The organism is Sphingobacterium sp. 18053 (genome assembly GCF_902706145.1).
GTDB lineage: Bacteria > Bacteroidota > Bacteroidia > Sphingobacteriales > Sphingobacteriaceae > Sphingobacterium > Sphingobacterium paramultivorum.
Genome location: NZ_CACSJW010000005.1, coordinates 260,847 through 278,993 on the forward strand (window position 1 = coordinate 260,847; position 18,147 = coordinate 278,993).

The 18,147-nt window shown below is 41.7% G+C and carries 13 protein-coding genes; 7 read left to right on the forward strand and 6 right to left on the reverse strand.

The window, feature by feature from the left end; translation table 11 throughout:
• The first annotated feature begins 2 nt into the window (after window positions 1-2).
• The 3 genes from GVK91_RS13520 (at window position 3) to GVK91_RS13530 (ending at window position 4,246) form a co-directional block, all read left to right on the forward strand.
• Window positions 3-1,388, forward strand: a complete 1,386-nt coding sequence (locus GVK91_RS13520) for a RagB/SusD family nutrient uptake outer membrane protein (RefSeq protein WP_153845085.1) — start codon at window positions 3-5, stop codon at window positions 1,386-1,388.
• 28 nt (window positions 1,389-1,416) lie between these two features.
• Window positions 1,417-2,889: a TlpA disulfide reductase family protein gene (locus GVK91_RS13525; RefSeq protein ID WP_153845086.1), complete on the forward strand. Its 1,473-nt coding sequence runs from the start codon at window positions 1,417-1,419 to the stop codon at window positions 2,887-2,889.
• A 232-nt stretch (window positions 2,890-3,121) separates the two neighbouring features.
• Window positions 3,122-4,246 (forward strand): MBL fold metallo-hydrolase, encoded by a 1,125-nt coding sequence (locus tag GVK91_RS13530; protein WP_075994680.1) that lies wholly within the window; start codon window positions 3,122-3,124, stop codon window positions 4,244-4,246.
• A gap of 2 nt (window positions 4,247-4,248) precedes the next feature.
• Here GVK91_RS13530 and GVK91_RS13535 read toward each other — a convergent pair whose 3' ends face one another.
• From GVK91_RS13535 to GVK91_RS13550, 4 genes are all read right to left on the reverse strand, one after another.
• Complete coding sequence (locus GVK91_RS13535; protein WP_070567440.1) at window positions 4,249-5,058, reverse strand: AraC family transcriptional regulator; 810 nt, start codon at window positions 5,056-5,058, stop codon at window positions 4,249-4,251.
• A 271-nt stretch (window positions 5,059-5,329) separates the two neighbouring features.
• Entirely contained in the window at window positions 5,330-5,914 is a 585-nt protein-coding gene (locus GVK91_RS13540) for a Crp/Fnr family transcriptional regulator (RefSeq protein WP_070567442.1), read from the reverse strand.
• Window positions 5,915-5,940: 26 nt separating this feature from the next.
• Window positions 5,941-6,651 (reverse strand): response regulator transcription factor, encoded by a 711-nt coding sequence (locus GVK91_RS13545; RefSeq protein ID WP_159729349.1) that lies wholly within the window; start codon window positions 6,649-6,651, stop codon window positions 5,941-5,943.
• Window positions 6,638-8,053 carry a sensor histidine kinase KdpD gene (locus GVK91_RS13550; protein WP_153845088.1) on the reverse strand — a complete coding sequence of 472 codons (1,416 nt, stop codon included), beginning with the start codon at window positions 8,051-8,053 and terminating at the stop codon, window positions 6,638-6,640. Before GVK91_RS13550 ends, GVK91_RS13545 begins: the two co-directional genes overlap by 14 nt.
• Window positions 8,054-8,183: 130 nt before the next feature.
• Between GVK91_RS13550 and GVK91_RS13555 the strand changes: the two genes are divergently transcribed.
• Window positions 8,184-9,593, forward strand: coding sequence for an alpha-L-fucosidase (locus tag GVK91_RS13555; RefSeq protein ID WP_159729351.1), 1,410 nt, complete (start codon window positions 8,184-8,186; stop codon window positions 9,591-9,593).
• 106 nt (window positions 9,594-9,699) lie between these two features.
• Here the strand turns inward: GVK91_RS13555 and GVK91_RS13560 are convergent, their stop codons facing one another.
• Together GVK91_RS13560 and GVK91_RS13565 are read right to left on the reverse strand one after the other, a co-directional pair.
• A complete protein-coding gene (locus GVK91_RS13560; RefSeq protein ID WP_070567448.1) occupies window positions 9,700-11,466 on the reverse strand; it encodes a RagB/SusD family nutrient uptake outer membrane protein in 1,767 nt (588 codons plus the stop codon).
• A gap of 12 nt (window positions 11,467-11,478) precedes the next feature.
• Window positions 11,479-14,715 carry a TonB-dependent receptor gene (locus GVK91_RS13565; RefSeq protein WP_159729353.1) on the reverse strand — a complete coding sequence of 1,079 codons (3,237 nt, stop codon included), beginning with the start codon at window positions 14,713-14,715 and terminating at the stop codon, window positions 11,479-11,481.
• A gap of 583 nt (window positions 14,716-15,298) precedes the next feature.
• Here GVK91_RS13565 and GVK91_RS13570 point away from each other — a divergent pair.
• The 3 genes from GVK91_RS13570 to GVK91_RS13580 are packed head-to-tail and all read left to right on the forward strand — an operon-like array spanning window position 15,299 to window position 18,139.
• The gene (locus tag GVK91_RS13570) at window positions 15,299-15,934 is read left to right on the forward strand and encodes a hydrolase (protein ID WP_153845091.1); all 636 of its coding nucleotides are present in this window, start codon (window positions 15,299-15,301) and stop codon (window positions 15,932-15,934) included.
• Window positions 15,935-15,972: 38 nt separating this feature from the next.
• Entirely contained in the window at window positions 15,973-17,370 is a 1,398-nt protein-coding gene (locus GVK91_RS13575) for an alginate export family protein (RefSeq protein WP_235032926.1), read from the forward strand.
• 4 nt (window positions 17,371-17,374) lie between these two features.
• Entirely contained in the window at window positions 17,375-18,139 is a 765-nt protein-coding gene (locus GVK91_RS13580) for a M17 family peptidase N-terminal domain-containing protein (RefSeq protein WP_159729355.1), read from the forward strand.
• Window positions 18,140-18,147 lie beyond the last annotated feature (8 nt).

An 18,147-nucleotide genomic window follows, 5' to 3' on the forward strand; every position in this document is an offset into this window, starting at 1 on the left:
TCATGAAATTAAACATCAATAAAAATATACTATTATTAGCAATTACCAGTGGAACTCTTTTGACCAGCTCCTGCGAAAAATTTGTGGAATTGGGCGCTCCACCGACACAAGTTGTAGCTGGCGAAGCATTCTCTACAGATGCTTCTGCAAATAGTGTCATACGCGGATTGTATACCACAACATTAAGCATCAATCTCGCCGGGACTTCAACCTTTTATACAGGAATCGCTGCAGACGACCTTCAATACAATGCGGCTGATGCAAATACCTCGGAATTCGCCAGCAATAACCTGCTGAACACAAATGGGAATGTCGCTAATTTCTGGTCAAATTGCTACCAACTTATCAAGAATGCAAACAATGCGATATCGGGTCTCGAAGCATCCACCAGCCTTACCCCAAGTGTAAAAGATCAGCTCCTGGGCGAAGCGAAATTTTTTAGGGCCTATACCTATTTCTATCTCGTCAACCTGTATGGTGATGTGCCGTTGCAATTACGTGATGACCTCCACGCTTTTGAAGATGCAATTCTTCCGCGAACTTCTACACAGCAAGTATATGATCAGATTATTGCTGATCTAAAAGATGCGGAAAGTAAGATGGCGACGGCCTATGATGCAACAGCAAGCCCGAGAGGAAGAGCTAACAAAACTGCTGCAAGTGCATTATTGGCAAGAGTTTATCTTTACCAAAAGGATTATCAAAATGCCGAATCTTATGCGACCAAAGTATTACAGTCATCTGATTATGGCATGCCGACACCAGATAAAAATTTTGTAAACTCAAGTAATGAGGTTATCCTTCAACTTGGCAATCAAACGGGAGTAACGACATTTGGCTCCAATTATATTACCGCGGCTACAGCTACACCCGGCTACACCCTACCGGACGCTGTGTATAATAGCTTTGAGACATCTCCGACGGTTGACTTAAGAAAAACAAATTGGACAAGTTCAAAAACGGTCTCCAACAAAATCTATTATGCCATAACCAAATATAAAGTATCCTCGGGAACAGGTTCCGAATACCATATTATGCTTCGCTTAGCCGAGCAGTATCTTATTCGCGCGGAAGCGAGGGCTAAACTGGGAAAACTTGCCGAAGCCCGAACAGATGTGGATGCTGTCCGTTCTCGCGCTGGACTTGCAGGACTTAATTCAAGCTTAAACCAAACACAATTACTATCTGCAATAGAAATGGAACGCCTGCACGAATTTTTCGGTGAGTTCGGCCATCGTTGGCTCGACCTCAAGCGGACCGATCGTGCTACCGCTGTATTGTCTCCAATCAAATCAAACTGGCAGGCCACGGATGTCTTGTATCCTATTCCACAAGCCCAGATTTTGATCAACAATAAACTGACACAGAATCCAGGATACGAAGATTAATGAATTTAAAAAATCATACAGACAAAAAATGAAAACAAAAATCTTAACGGCTGCGTTGGTGTTTTCGCTAACAGCATCTTTTGCACAACAACCAGCAAAAAACAAATACCAACAGTATCTCCCCATTATAGAAAAAGGTACGTTGGTACAAAAGGATTCGCTTGCTAACGTATTAATGAGCGAATTAAAGACGTATAAATCGGAAGAAGACTACCGTACTACAATCAACATTTTGCGTTCTTTAGGGAAAGAAGATCTGCAGGCATCTGCAGAAGTACTGGCTAAGAAAAAATATCCAAAAGGATCACTAACCCGTGATGCCTTTATCACAGATATTTTTTACAATGCAAGTACGCCAGTACAAAAAGAAAAAGCGTATAACGACCTTATCAAAAAATGGCCAGTTAAAAACTTCAAGGAAGAACCACTGACTTATGATTATGTATTGGCTAATTTAGCACAAAGTTTTGCCAACGATGGAAATGCACAAAAAGCAATATACTATCTAGGAGAAATGAAAGAACGATTCTGGCGCGGAAATGGATATATCCCTGTTGGTCAAATCCTCCTGAGAACAGGTGATACGACTACTGCAGCACCACTCTTAAAAACAGCTATGGATGATAGTTATTACTATTTAACCCTTCCAGAGGATCAAAAAGACAATAAGGCTCGCTTTGCAGCCATGGGATATGCAAGCTCCATGTCAGCTTATGTCAATATACTCGTTTCACAGAAAAAATTTACTGAAGCGCTAGGTTATATAGAAAATGCATTAAATGCAGCACCAGAGCAAGCGGATGGTCTAGCGATGGTATACTACAAATCTTTAATGGGCACAGGAAGAAAGCTTGAGGCATATAATATTCTCACCAAGCTATATGCTAAAGGACAATTTGCGGTCGAAAATGATCTTAAAAAATTATATACTGAATTGAACGGATCTGTTCAAGGCTACGAGAATTTTAATGCATCCTTAAAAATAGAGTTAACGCAAAACATTCGCAACCATATCAAAGAAATGGCAACTTTTAAACCTGCACCTAATTTTGAATTACTCAATCTTAAAGGTGAAAAAGTATCCCTAGCCAGTTTAAAGGGAAAAGTTGTGGTATTGGATTTTTGGGCAACTTGGTGTCAGCCATGTATCCGTTCATTTCCAGGAATGAAGGCAGCACAGGACTCTTATGCAGATGATAAGGATGTACAATTCTTATTCATGAATACCTGGGAGCGTGATAAGAACTATAAGGAAAATGTGATATCCTTTATCACCAAGAATAATTATCCTTTTGAAGTTCTCTATGACGATCAAAAAGATCCACAAACCGGAGAAGTTATGGCCGCGAAATTCGGAGTCAAAGGAATTCCAGCAAAATTTATTATTGATAAGGAAGGAAATATACGTTATTTTCTTACGGGATCTACCCCAAATGTAGATTACATTAAATTAGAAATGAAAGAGCTCATCGAAGCCGCTAAAAAACCTTACAAAGGGTAAAAAAAGGGGGCGTCCAAAAAGATCGGACAGCCCCCTTTTTTTTAATATCCAGCCAACTATAATCCAACCAACTCCCGAGCGTAAAAGAAGAATTTTTATGGGCTTTAAGACTTTCTTTATATTGTGGATCGGATGAATCCGCCGAAATGAGCCATACAGCACATAAATTTGAGCTATCAGCAAAAATAGATCTGTCTCAGCAGTCTTATATTTGTTGCTATACAATATGCAGATGGCAACAAGAAACAACAGGAAGAAGTGGCTTCTATTTTTGAAAAGAACAATCTTAGGACTGGCAGTTCTCATCGCTCTTATCGGACTATATATGATGCATCCACAATTCGGCAAAAGACCCTCGGGTGAAAGACTTCAACGCATACAGCTATCGAAACAGTTTAAAGACGGAAAATTCCAGAATAGCAGCCCTACACCACAGCTCACGCAGCCCTGGACCGTAGCCCTATACGATTATTTTTTTAAGCGCTCGAACGAAACAAGTCCCAAATACACTATACCAACAGTGGATATCGACTGGGAAAAGTTGTTAAGTCAGCCTCATGGGCTTGTTTGGTTTGGTCACTCCTCTTATTTCCTTCGTCTCGATGGTAAGAACATACTCGTCGATCCTGTCCTTAGTGGCAGTGCTTCCCCTATTCCAGGAAGTGTAAAAGCGTTTAAAGGAGCCGATGTCTCTACCGTATCTGCTCTACCGCCGATTGACTATCTATTTATATCACATGACCATTATGATCACATGGATTATAAGACGTTAAAGGCACTACAACCCCGGGTTGGAAAAGTCATTGTTGGCCTTGGTGTTGGCTCCCATCTTGAATATTGGGGATATCGTCCTGAGCAGATCATCGAAAAAGATTGGTGGGACGAAATCAACTTGGATGATGGTTTCAGTGTAACAGTTGCGCCGGCCAGACATTTTTCAGGCCGCAGTATATTTACTGCCAACACATTATGGGCATCCTATGCGCTCCAGACACCTTCCATGCGGCTCTATTTAGGCGGGGACAGCGGCTACGATAACCACTTCAAAGAGATAGGTAATCAATTGGGTCCTTTTGACCTGGCTATATTGGAGAATGGCCAATACGACCTCAGTTGGAAACACATACACATGATGCCGGAGGAGGTTGTCCAAGCGGCACATGATCTCAAAGCTTCCTTACTGTTTCCGGTTCATTCGTCCAAGTTTGTGTTGGCCAATCATGCCTGGAATGAACCTCTAGAACGTATTTCCAAGGAAGCAATACGACAACAACAGCCTATGCTTACCCCCATGATCGGCCAGGTCATTGACCTCGATCAGCCCCCTTTAACACCTAGTTATTGGTGGCGGAAATAATTTTAAGCAACGGAATTGATAGTCGCTGGTGTTATGCCAAACTTCTCCTTGAAAGAAGCATAAAAATGAGAAAGGTTTTCAAAACCCAGATCAAGATAAAAATCAGCAGGTTTTTGACGCTTATTTTCAATTAGATAATAAGCCTCAGAAAGACGTCTTTCTTGCAGCCATTTTCGGGGAGAGGTCTGGAATATTTTCTCAAAATCACGTTTAAAGCTTGCTAAACTCCGCCCTGTTAGTTTCGCAAAGTTTTCTAAAGGCACATTGTACCGATAGTTTTTAACCATAAACTGCTCGAGATCAATCTTATGCGGCTCCGAAAAGTCAAAAAGCAGGTCTTTTAACTGTGGATAGCTTTCCAACAACAAGGTGATCAATTCATAGATCTTGATATTTTCCATCTGCGGGCTCACTCGGTCGATGGCTTCCGCATAGGGGGTCAATGACTCAAAATAACTTTTTATAAACAGGTTACTTTCCAGTACAACATTGGACTCACCCTGATACTTTTTGTCCGAACTGAGGTGATGGTCCATCGCGTATTGCTTCAGCCGATCAGCCCCCAGCAATACTGAAACAGATTTGTAAATATTATTTTTCGCGGGATATTTAAAAGCTTTGGCCAGTTGGTTTCTACGGGCAACCACAATCTGCCCTTCTGTCGCCACCAATTTTCCTTTCTGATGGTCCAGATGTGTTTCACCAGATAACTGAAAAAAAACGACATGTTCGGGAATGAACTGTTCGTGCCCAAATGCTTTCTCGACATAACAGGAATACAAAAAGGCATTCCCAAAATCTTTCTCTTCCATGCTCAATACGATTTATTTTAAACGGCTCTGCGATTATGGGTACCGATAGCTAAAATCAGTCCCAGCCTAAAGGTAGCAAATATCTCATACCTTTTGCAAAGTCTAGTTGTCCGAAAGCTCAAAATATAGTTGGTACACAGCTCAAATCAAGCTACCGAAAAACTCAACGCATAAATACATTCACTTTTTGGAAAGCATCCTTCTTTTTTCTAAATCGAATGGCCCATGTCATCACCTACGTGTTTCAACATGGAGCCATTCGAACTGCTTGTTATTTCTTTGCAGCAAGCCGCTTACGTATAATACTGACAAATTCGGGTGAAACCCCCAAGTAGGATGCAATATAGTATTGCGGTACCCTTTGGGAAATAGTCGGGTATAGTTCAATAAATTCCAGATAGCGATCGGCGGCTGGTTTGGCCATTGTATGGATCAGCCTATTTTGCAGAACAGCGAGCCGACGTTGCACCAACATACGAAAAACCCGCTCAAATTTTGGAACAGTCTCTAATAATCTCTCTTTCGTTTCTGGTGTTAACATTAAAAACTCACTGTCTTCTAATGTTTCCATGTATAAACTAGATGGTGTATGATAATGAAATGAAGCAATATCACTAATCCACCAATCTTCGACAGCAAATGCCAGCGTTACTTCAAAACCATTTTCATCCAGATAATAAATCCGGACACACCCTTTTTGAAGATATCCTTCAAACTGACAAATTTCCCCTTCCTCTAATAGCATCGTTTTTTTGGGAACCTTCTTTGCTGTCAGTAAACCAGTAAACTGTTCGGTTTCTTCGGCTGTCAAAGTAATGCACTTGGACACATTTTTAAGAATATTTTCGTATAGCATAGTATTTCTTTAATTAGATCCGGTCGTTAAACACCTTCATTTTCGTGTAAAATATAACCCGCTCCATAGATACTTTCGATATGAAGTTTGCGATCCATCTGCAGCAATTTACGAAGTCGGGAGATAAAAACCTCCAGGCTTTTACCGTTAAAAAAATCCGTATTACCCCAAAACTGCAGCAGGAGGTCTTTTTTATTGACCAATAGATTTTTATGAAGGACCAGATGTCGCAGCAACTCAGCTTCACGGACTGTGAGCTTTTGTATGCTTCCCATCCCATCACGCAAACTATAGCGTTCCATGTTGAGCAACAGACAACCGATAGCGAGTTCGATTTCCGGATTTGTCGGCACTTCGGGCGCATTTGCCACGGTCAATAAATTGCGAATCTTGAGCAATATTTCGTCCATGTCAAAAGGTTTCGCAATGTAATCAACAGCGCCCAGACTAAGTCCTCTGAGTCGCGATGTGCGTTCATGAAGTGCGGTCAAAAAGAAAATAGGTTGCCCAGGATTCAATTGTATCATTTGTTGCGCTAGGTCAAAACCATTACCATCGGGCAACTGCACATCAATAATTAGTAATTTAACGGCACAGGACTGAAAAGCCGCCCAGCCATCTCGCGCCGTGCTTTCCCAGCGCACCGTAAAGCCTTTGTATCGCAAATAACGTGAAAAAACTTCGCCCAAATCAGGTTCGTCTTCAATCAAAAGGATGTCAATCTTATCTTTTGCCATTGAATGCCACATTACTCATGTAAATATAAAAAATTGTACCGGAACCAGACTTACCGCCTGCTACACGGATCGTCCAACCCAGCCTGTCCAAATAAGATTTGACATAGTAAAGCCCCAGTCCTAGTCCAGGTTTATTAGCGGATAGTTTCCCTCTATAAAATGCTGTAAATATCGCTTCCTGATCTGCAGCGGCGATCCCAACCCCATTATCCGCTATTTTGAGGTTATAATGATGACCTTGCTGCTCCCAGCTAAACTGAATCGTCTTCTTACTATTATCGTTAAATTTTATCGCATTGGATACCAGGTTATCTAAGATTGAAAAATAATAATCTTCATCAAGACTCATCTCCACATCGGCAGCTAAAGGTTCATATTGAATTTCAATTTCACCTCGGTAGCGCAAATGAAGTTCTTTCAGTATTTGCTGTGTCAGCCGATCAATAGAAACGGATACAATTTTAGCCTCTTGTTCCTGTAATGCCACAGATCCCATGACCTGTTCAAAATAAGCTTTAAGTCGTTTGGCTTGCCTTTCTACGATGCGCCCAAGTTGTGCCACCTCCTTATCGTCTTTTCCTGTTTCACGATCGATCAAACTATGTGCACTGATCAAAATTGTCGTCAGTGGCGTATTAAATTCATGGCGCATATGATTTAGAAAACTCGTTTTCAGGTCCGCCAATTTACGTTGATTGATCCAATTACGATAGGTTCGATAACTCAATAATACGATCACAACAATACAAGCTAAGGAGAGTAAAAACACGGGCACCATACGTTGGACAAGACGCCAGTCCCTATTTTCATAATCAACATACAGGCTATAGGTAAAACGATAAGGAATAGGATTCTTGTCACTAACAGACAGTTGGAATACCCTATTATTATTTGTTCCGCGCTTGAGTTTGCCACTAATTAGACCAGCACGATCATCGGCTGCTAACGCATAGAAAGTCGTCCAGGCACGGTCTCTTGCATTATATATTTCCAATTTATCAAAATGGAATAGGTAAACAAGTGTCGTATCGAGCCCTTGCTGATGTACGATCCGACGAAAAATACGGTCTAACGACTGTTGCCTCCGCATCTGATCGAGAAAGCCATTCATACAATGGTTACCGTACTGGTCTGCGTCTGCGGACTTATTTATTTTTTTTTCATACCATTTCGGCAAACAGGGTACCAATGTTGTCTGGAATATGGCATCTCCCCCCGGGAATATCTTATCATCCATAATAACAGCTCCATAAGCATTCTGGATCCGGTTGAGCTGTCCAATCTGATAATTCTTGTCTTCAAGCTTATACGTATTGAAGATCAGAAAACCGATCAACCCCGTCAAGATCAAGAAGCTTGTTCCAAATGCCCAAGGATATATATTTTTGCCGGTACTCTTCATGGTTTAAAAATAACATCAATTTGTCGAATCAAGATAGCTATTAGGCTTTTATTAGGCTTTCGTTAGGTTTCCATTAGGCTTAAATAACACAACCTTGACCTATCTTTACAACATAACAACTTAGCAAATTATGTCCAAAATTTTACAGCCCCTACTTTACTGCCTATCTTTTCTTTTACTGGGCAACACGTTATTGGCACAATCCGGTTTTTCAAAGAAGGTCCTTGAGCAGAGTCAGCTCGACTTTGTCAATCTTGGATTCGGTATGTTCATCCATTATGGCATGCCAACTTTTATGGAACAAGACTGGTCCGATCCCAACGCCGCACTTGAACTGTTCAAATCTCCGAAGCTCAACGCAGATCAATGGGCTAAAGCTGCCAAATCGGCGAATATGAGCTATGGTTGCCTAACCACCAAGCACCATAGTGGCTTCTCGATCTGGAATACCAAAACAACAGATTATAATGTAATGAACACGCCTTTACATCGTGATGTTGTTAAAGAATTTACGGATGCTTTCCGCAAAAATGGTTTGCGTGTTATGCTTTATTATTCCATTTTGGATATGCATCAGGGCATACGTCCACATACCATTACCAAAGCACATATCCAATTGATCAAAGATCAGCTGACGGAATTGTTGACCCAATACGGAGAAATCGACGCCTTGGTCATTGATGGATGGGACGCCCCTTGGTCGCGTATTTCGTACGATGATGTTCCTTTCGATGACATCTATTATCTTGTCAAATCACTCCAACCAAAATGTTTGTTGATGGATCTAAATTCGGCAAAATACCCCGGTGATGCGTTGTTTTACACCGATATCAAATCGTACGAACAAGGCGCGGGTCAATTTATCTCCAAGGAGCATAACAAATTGCCGGCAATGGCCTGTCTTCCCTTACAGCAAAATTGGTTCTGGAAAACATCGTTTCCGAACACCCCAGTTAAAAATGTCAATGAATTGGTCGAGAAATTTGTAATTCCGTACAACAACGCGTATTGCAACTTTATGCTCAATGTAGCACCAAATAGTGATGGTCTGATGGATCAAAATGCGCTTGATGCACTGAAGACAATCGGTACATTATACAAAAATAAACCCAGCTACAACTCATTACCAAGTTACCAGGCACCAATAGTCGACCACAATATGGCCAAACAAGTACCTTCATACAGTAGCTGGAGCGAAGATATGAACATTATGGATTTTGCCAACGACGATAACTTTGGTAGTGCCTGGGTCTCCAATCCGACAGTCAAAGATGAAGTATGGTATGAATTGGATTTTGAACGTAGTAAAGCTTTCAATAGTGTTGTTATTACCGAAGGAAAAGACAATCCTTCACAGTATAACTTATCCTATCTGAAAGATGGAAAATGGCATCCTATCGCGGTTACAGCGGTACAACAGGGCCGCATCAAGATCTTCCGCTTTGATGAAGTACTGGGACAAAAATTACGCTTCAGCATCAAACCTGAAAAAGGTCATGCGGTCGTAAACGAAATCGGCGTTTACCAAGAAAGACGCTAACAAGCCAAAAAACTTTCATCAAACTGAACAATACACCCTTAGTAATAAAAAGAGGCTCCTTGCAATGCAAGGAGCCTTCTTTTATTGGGACTAATAAGTTAAATTCCTATTTACTCCAACCTGGGTTTTGTGTCAGATTTCCGTTCAGCACAATCGCTGCAGACGGAATTGGGTAAAGGTATTGCTTGTTGTTGTCATCCCAAGTACGCTTCACAGCTTTAAACCATTCCAGGTGATTGTCCGAAGTCATTGTCTGGAAATTGGTACTTTTACCCCCTATAGCCACCTTGGCTACTCCTGCAGGAACAGTTATCGAAGGAGCTGATTTACTTCCATCATAGAACACAACATCTGGAGTTCCATTGTGGTCGATATCAATCAGCTTATCTAAAGCAGGGATATAAATTCCCGTCCAAGGCAAATTTGCCATAAGCGGTCCAAGTTTCCATCGCTTCAAATCATTGAAACGGAAACCCTCCAGGGCTAATTCCACCTGTCTTTCACGACGTATTTCTAAAAGCACGGGGCTATTGACTTCCGGGAAGAATGTATTTTTCAAGTAGGTATCCACTTTGGTTGGCAGTGTATTCGTTCCACTTGTTATTCCAGCCCTTGAACGTAATGCTCCAATAGTTTTCGACCAATCCGCATCATTGAAAGTACCTAGTTCCTGTTTCGCTTCAGCATAGTTTAATAATATTTCAGCGTAACGCATTAAAGGAACTGCATTGGTATTGTAACCGCCATTGTCGTAATAGGGATCGTCTAAAGTATACTTGATCGGTTGATACCCCGTATAAGTAAAACTTGCAAAATTTGGGGGAGCAGGCTGTCCATTACGGGAATATCCTGGCGTCCGGATCAACTGCGCCAAGCGCAAGTCGCGATTTTGACACTCCTCATAGAATTCCTCAGTCTGAAAGTTCGGTCTATCCGTATAAGGAGTACCGTCAACATTCAAAAAACTATTGATAAAAGGCCTTACCAAACTTAAACGTGGACCATAGGTTGCAGATGTCCACCACCAGTTGGCGTCGTTCAAAAGCGCAAGATCTTTACTGAAAGTTACGGCCAACATAACCTCTTTTGTCACTGGAGTATTACTGGTAAACAACTGTCGCTGTGATGTTTTAGGGTCTGCGGAGATATTAAGCCCATAAGGACCATTTTCCATTAAAATCTTGCCAGCGTCTACCGCCATCTGGAAAAATACTTCCGGCTGTGTAGCCAAATTGAGCTTTTGGTATTTACGAAATGTTCCTTCGAACAGCGCGATTCGGGTCTTCAAACCCAGTGCTGTCCATTTATTAACCGTACTACCGTCGCCCGCCGTATTTGTGATATTGGCGTAGGCAAAGTCCAGATCTTCCATGATGTGTTTCATGACCACTTCGCGCGAATCCCGTGGTGCTTTAAGAATATCCGTCTCATCAACCGCCAAAGGGTGATCTACCCAAGGCACATCGCCAAAACGAACTACTTTCTCATAATAGAACCAAGCTCTGAAAAAGCGGGCTAAGCCGATATAATTATTTTTGATGGCATCGCTCAATTTGGGACTATTACATTTAGCTATCAATTGGTTGATATTACGCAAGGTAGTCCAGGACCACCCCGAACTGATCTCAGCACTGTAAGCGCCGCCGACCATAAAATCATTGAGGCTATTTACGGCCGAATAGTCAGCCATAGCGTCACCTTTATAAGCGTCACTACCAGAGGTAATATTCCGATAGAATGAGTTGCTGTAATTTTTTAATCCACTTTCGCTCCCGAAGATATCCTCCTCGGTGGCACCTGCCTTCGGCAGCTCGTTTAGTTCACAGGAGGAGAACAAAAGCGCAACAATAGGTATATAAAATAATTTTTTCATGATAATAAAAAACTATAAGCCAATAGATAAATTAAAACTAACACTCTTCATAATCGGATAGTTAAATCCGTCGCCAGAACCCGTTCCGATCTCGGGATCAGATTTGCCCAGATTACCGACATCGAGATCCTTCGTTTTTTTGTAAAGAGGCGACCAGGTCCATAAGTTTTCGCCCGAAAGTCCAGCCCGAAGACTACTGATTTTTAACCTGTTGGTTACAGATTTAGGAAAACTGTATCCGATCTGTATATTTTTCATCCGTATATAGGCAACGTTCTGCAGATATCTTGTCTGTGGCGTTGTTTTGATAGATTCATTGTACCCAGCATAACGAGGAAAATAACCGTTTGGATTGTCTTCAGTCCAATAATTGTTGAGGTGCCATTCCGGCAAGTTGTTGTAAGGTCGATTGTATTGTCCCCAAAAAATAGATTCATTGCTCGGGTACCAATTCTGCTTACCCACACCCTGGAAGAAAGACGAGAAATAAATACCTTGCCAATCCAGATTAAGGTTAAAACTATAGATATATCGTGGATCGGCATTACCGATTACAGTTCTGTCACCATGGCTATAAATCGTATTATTTCCATAATCAATTACACCATCACCATTTAGATCCGCAAAACGTACGTCACCTGGATATATTGTACCATTGTTTGACGATTTGATCAATTTTTGTTTTGCAGCACCATCAATTTCCGCCTGATTCTGAAATAAACCCTGCGTTACATAGCCCCATATTTCACCGATTCGCTGACCTTCATAATAGGATCCGTCTTTGATTAAACCCTCTTTATTTTCGTAACGGTCTATATTGGATCTATAATCAGCCAAAGTACCCCTTACGGACCAATTGAAAGGACTACCGTTCAGATCGAATCTATCCTTATAAGTCAAGCTCACTTCAAAACCTTTTGTGGTCATGTCAGCATAGTTTCCTTTCGGCGACTCCGCACCAAAGATGTCAGGCAAAGCTACACCTAAGGTATACATATTTAAGGTCTTGCGTTGATAGATATCGCCCGTAAAAGTCAGTTTTCCATTTAAAGACGATAGATCAAGACCTAAGTTTGCCGTACGCGCTGTTTCCCAAGTTAAGTTATCCGGGATCACCTTAGGCACCGAGGTATATGCCGGCTTCTGTCCGTTCAATACCCGATCCATAATCTTGATCTCGTAAATATCCAAATAGGAATACGGATCGACATTACCATTACCCAATGAACCATAGGACGCTCTTAACTTCAGATCAGAAAGTGCTCTTTTGTCCACCTGGAAGAATGGCTCTTCAGAAATACGCCAGCCCAGGGATGCGGAAGGGAATAATCCCCATCGTTGGTTTGTCGGAAATTTGGACGAACCATCGTAGCGGCCATTGAATTCAAAAAGGTAACGGTCCTTGAAAATATAATTGGCACGCATAAATACCCCGACATTACGGTACTTGTTATATCCCGCTGTCGCTGTGGTATTCTGCCCTACTGCCAGGTTGATATTTTCAACATCATCATTGAGTAGACCTGTTTTGGTAATATAGGTTGAATTATACGTACGCTGCTCATAATTGTATCCGAGCAAACCTTTAAAATAATGATCGCCTATTGTGCGTTCATATTCACTGTAGAGATTTCCAAACAAGTAACGGTAGCGTTGGTCTACTTGATAAATATTGTCGTTCATACTTGTTTCCAACCGCAACATTTTTCCCTCCTGTGTGCTATACGGAACAGGCACACGGACTCTTACCGAATTAAAATCGCGATTTCTAAAAGTCAGATCCCCTTTAATGCGGAACGTATTGTTGAAAAACTTAGTCTCGAAAGAAGTTGTATTGCGGAGATCCTGATTAGCCGTATTCGTACCATTTTTACCATAGATAAAATCCCCTACTGTATAGGCTGCAGAGAAGCTCATAGATCCATCAGGGTTAAAGATCGGCGAAGAAGGGTGTCCCTCATCGGCAATATTGCGCCAGATATTTCCACCTTCACCAGCAGTCGATGGGTCTCTGTATTTGGCATAATTAAAATCGATATTATTGCTTATCCGTAACCAGTCGGTGACCTGAAGTCCTGCTTTTGCACGGGTATTATAGGTCTTATATTTATCACTGTTGTAGCGGTACAGGCCATTGTAGTCGTAAGCACGTCCAGAAATATAGTAATCCATTTTTTCTGAATTGCCACTGATGGACAGGTTGTGATCCTGGACAAACGTATTGTCCTTGATCAACGTACCGTAATAATCTTCATTACCGTAGTATACATAATTACCCTGATCGTCGACAGTGACCTGTTCGGTAATGCCCTGTTCTTTTCTTCTCTTAAATTCTTCCAGCCAATCTGTTGTAAAGATCTGTGTCTTGTTGAGCTTGCTCGGAATCGAAGAATAATTGTTCCAGGCATTATAGGCTGTAAAGAAATGCGAAGCATATTCGTAACCATCTGTCACGAATTTGGGCAACGTTACAGGCTTTTGGAAGGAGCCACTTCCTGAATAGTTGATCGAAGTTTTTCCGGACTTGGCACGTTTCGTTGTAACCAAAACTACCCCAAAGGTACCGCGGGAGCCGTAAATCGCAGATGAAGCCGCATCTTTGAGTGTAGTTACACTTTCAATATCATTGGGATTGATCGCCGAAAGGTCACCCTCGACACCATCAATAAGCACAAGTGCACTTCCACCCTGACCAATGGAAGTTGTCCCACGGATATTGAAACTTGGTGCCCGATTGGGCTTACCATCTGCAGGAGTTACATTCAAGTTAGGAATTACACCTTGGAGCATCTGGCTTGCATTACCCAGTACGCGTCCCTCAAAAGCTTCTGATCCCACTTGGTCTACTGCACCGGTAAGATTCACTTTTTTCTGCGTACCATAACCGACCACCACAACTTCCTCCAGTTCGGTATCTTTGGATTCCATGATGATATCGATCTGCCCTCCTGTCACGCTGACGATCTTTTCACTGTAGCCTATCCCTGTCAATTTGAGTCTTTGCCCTATAGTGGCTTCAATCGTGAACTGACCCGCTACATTCGTTGAGGTTGTTTTTTGGCTGGTTAAATTGGTAATGGTAATTCCTGACAAGGTTGTTCCGTTTTTGTCTTTTACCACCCCTTTCACGGTAGATTGAACTGCAATACTGTGCACCTCTTGATTCAATTTGACATAATCGCGCTCTACATTAGCCCAAGTGGGGTATGAGAGACCCAATGCCATACTGATTAGTAATGTTTTTTGCATTTTTAGTCTGGTTTAGAATTTTGCATCAAAGTTGATGCTTTGACTTGGTTTATAATTTACCGTAATGTTAACAAATATTTAATTAATATCAACAACATTACTACCTAAACAGGTTTAGCATACCATTAAATAATCAAGATTTATCTTTTAGATAACATAAATCATAAAAACAAGTATTGACACACCTAAAAGTTAATCCATTCAATTCAAAAACCTAAAGTCCCATTTTTCATAATCCAGAAATACACTAATTGACCGAGAAGGGATTCCGCAAGATCCATTGTTTAGTACATTTTTTCTTTCCCTGTCTTTCTTGAACTAGTTCAATGAACAGCAAAATTAGCCCGCCTAAATTTGGGTATACAACAAATGCTTTGGGTATCTCTAAAGGATAACAGCAACTCCAAAGCGGTGAATAGATCATTGACTTATCAGATTATTTTAATACGAAAAACAAATTGACGATATATCGTCAGTTTTAAAAACCAACAAAACACCATAGAAAACTAAAAATCAAAACAATAAGGAAAAAGGTAAAAGATTTGAATCTCAACAATTATCAAACAACAAAAAATTCATATTTATGAAACCATCACTAGAACTATTGTCGCCAAGCAACCATGCATTGGTATTGATCGACTTCGAAGGCCAAATGGCATTTGCCACAAAAAGCATTACTATGGAAGAACTCCGCAATAATGTCGCCGTAATCTGCGGTGCTTCCAAGATTTTCAATGTGCCGACCATCGTAACCACAGTCGCGGAAGAAAGCTTTTCAGGTCCTGTTTTTCCGGAAATTGAGACATATTATCCACAAGCAAGTACAGATTATATCGACAGAACCAGTATGAATACCTGGGAAGATGAGGCCGCTTACCGAGCCATAACAGGCACAGGTAAGAAAAAACTGGTACTGGCAGGCCTATGGACAGGTGTATGTATCGTTGGACCAGCCTTATCTGCACTAGCGGAAGGATACGAAGTTTATGTCATTGCCGATGCCTGTGGTGATGTAAGTCAAGAGGCACATGAGCGTGCGATGCAACGCATGATTCATATGGGTGTAAAACCGATCACTGCGGTACAATACCTTCTGGAATTACAACGCGACTGGGCCCGTCAGGAAACCTATGTGGCTGTAACAGACCTCATGAAAAAGCATGGTGGCAGCTATGGCTTAGGGATTCATTACGCCCACAATATGCTAAAACACGGTTAATTCAATTGTAAAAAAATACTCATTCAAAATCGTACCTCGTGCAACAGCAACAGACCATATTCAATTACATCCGTCAAGCGGTGGTCGTATTGTCAATACTCAGCCTATTTCCGCATTTTTCCAAGGCTCAAACCTACAAATTAATGCGTTTTGAGGAAGATTACAGCGCCCTCGCAGACAGTACACGTCATGGTTATCAAAAGCTCAAATATAGCCATTTAACTGCTGACGGTAAATTATGGCTTTCGATGGGTGGCGAGGCACGGTTGGAATATGTCGATTTTAACAATGAGGACTGGGGACGTGTAAAACTTGGGCATAACAACTTTCTACTGCAACGTTATAGCCTGCACGCCGATTTACATTTCGGGACGCGTCTCCGTCTTTTCACTCAACTTCGCTCAGCCCTGCAGCATGGCCGCAAAAATGGATCACGCCAGATCGATGAAGACCAATTGAATGTACAGAACCTATTTATAGATGGAACGCTGTTCAAACAAAATGATAAATCAGTATTGATTCGCCTTGGCAGGCAGGAGCTTGACTATGGCTCCGGCCGCTTAATCTCCGTAGGTGAAGGCCCAAATGCCAGAAGATATTTCACTGGAGCAAAACTAGCTTACAACAGCAGTAAAGTGAATATTGAAGCATTTGCCATGATGGCAGATACCATTAGACCGGGCATATTTGACAACAAGCCATCCAAACAGGTCAATCTGTGGGGAGCATACGGTAAATTTATTGTTCCTCAACAGGCCAATCTCGACTTATATTACATCGGCATCTATCGCGACCGTTCGGCTTTTGAGGAGGGTATAGCACAGGAAACCCGCCATACTATAGGAACCCGGATCTGGAAATATGGCGGTGGATTTATTTACAACCTTGAAGGGGCTTATCAATTTGGATCTTTTGGCCAAGGTAAGATATCAGCATGGACTGCTTCCGTCGATATCGGCTACCTCTTTGAAAATACGGTACTCAAACCATCCATCAATCTACGTAACGACTATATTTCAGGGGACAAAAAGGCTGGAGATGGCAATCTGCAAACTTTCAACCCCATTTACCCCAAAGGCGGATACTTCGGTTTTAGTCCACAGATCGGTCCCGTCAACTTGATTGACATTCATCCTTATGCCACGCTAGACCTTCTTTCCAAACTCAAGATGCAGGTTGACGTGGTTTTCAACTGGCGGCATACCTTACAAGACGGTTTATACAGGCCAAGCGGATCTTTTAACCAGCCTGGATCTACTTCGCGTAAACGCTATATCGGCACGGCTTATCTAGCCAACTTTACCTATGCCGCCAGTAAGCAATTGTCGCTGGTAACAGGTATTCAATATTTCAAAACCGGCGCTTTTATTGAAGACATCATTAGCACACCAAAAAATGGAATTTTCTTCAATAGTAGGATCGCCTTTAAATTCTAAAATCATGAAAACAATAAAGAGACTCTTTCAAAAGAAAACATGTCAATGGACACTGATCGCCTTGCTTGGCACCCTGGCGGTCACTCCGATACAATCCTATGCACAAGTAACGGCGGCAGCTCCTATTAAAACCACAGCAATAGGCACAAGTACCATCTGGGGAAATGTAGATGGACTTGCTATTGAAGGCCTCGTTCAAGGTCCTTCGGCAGCCGCAAGTGATCTACAGGTAGCCTGTGTATTTGAATATACCGAGGGCGATATCTTTATCTCACCGCCGGCATTACCTGCCCCATTGAATGGTCTTGTACATTTAGATGAAGCTTTACATGGTACGTTAACTGAAATACGTAAAACAGGAAAATTTAAGGGGCATGCACTCGAAACCATTCTCTTAGCTCCAAGCCAAAAGGGTACACTCGCAAGTAAAAAACTGTTGTTGATTGGGCTTGGCAAACGGGAGGACTTCCATGCTGAACTGATGAAGGATGTAGCCCATGTTGCCATGCGCGAAGCGCTTAGATTAGGTGTCAAAGATTTTAGTTTTGCGAGTGATCTCAAAGATGCAGGTGTGGATTCGCCGACTGCTCTGGTTGCAGAGAATGTTGTTCTCGGTTGTATCGATGCCTTCAGAACCCAAAAATGGTTGGGCGAAAAAAATATGGATCAACAACCGGTATTAAACAAGATCACGTTACTAGCTGGACCGGCATTTTTTGAAACTGCTGGCGAAGGCATCAAAAACGCGATTTCTTCCTTAAACAATTAAAAAAACCA

What these genes read in the sequence shown, in the direction of transcription:
- GVK91_RS13520 (WP_153845085.1), top strand. Translation starts at nt 3, where the DNA reads ATGAAATTAAACATCAATAAAAATATACTATTATTAGCAATTACCAGT.
- GVK91_RS13530 (WP_075994680.1), top strand. Translation starts at nt 3,122, where the DNA reads ATGGCAACAAGAAACAACAGGAAGAAGTGGCTTCTATTTTTGAAAAGA.
- GVK91_RS13545 (WP_159729349.1), bottom strand. Translation starts at nt 6,651, where the DNA reads ATGGCAAAAGATAAGATTGACATCCTTTTGATTGAAGACGAACCTGAT.
- GVK91_RS13550 (WP_153845088.1), bottom strand. Translation starts at nt 8,053, where the DNA reads ATGAAGAGTACCGGCAAAAATATATATCCTTGGGCATTTGGAACAAGC.
- GVK91_RS13570 (WP_153845091.1), top strand. Translation starts at nt 15,299, where the DNA reads ATGAAACCATCACTAGAACTATTGTCGCCAAGCAACCATGCATTGGTA.
- GVK91_RS13535 (WP_070567440.1), bottom strand. Translation starts at nt 5,058, where the DNA reads ATGGAAGAGAAAGATTTTGGGAATGCCTTTTTGTATTCCTGTTATGTC.
- GVK91_RS13580 (WP_159729355.1), top strand. Translation starts at nt 17,375, where the DNA reads ATGAAAACAATAAAGAGACTCTTTCAAAAGAAAACATGTCAATGGACA.
- GVK91_RS13560 (WP_070567448.1), bottom strand. Translation starts at nt 11,466, where the DNA reads ATGAAAAAATTATTTTATATACCTATTGTTGCGCTTTTGTTCTCCTCC.
- GVK91_RS13565 (WP_159729353.1), bottom strand. Translation starts at nt 14,715, where the DNA reads ATGCAAAAAACATTACTAATCAGTATGGCATTGGGTCTCTCATACCCC.
- GVK91_RS13555 (WP_159729351.1), top strand. Translation starts at nt 8,184, where the DNA reads ATGTCCAAAATTTTACAGCCCCTACTTTACTGCCTATCTTTTCTTTTA.
- GVK91_RS13525 (WP_153845086.1), top strand. Translation starts at nt 1,417, where the DNA reads ATGAAAACAAAAATCTTAACGGCTGCGTTGGTGTTTTCGCTAACAGCA.
- GVK91_RS13540 (WP_070567442.1), bottom strand. Translation starts at nt 5,914, where the DNA reads ATGCTATACGAAAATATTCTTAAAAATGTGTCCAAGTGCATTACTTTG.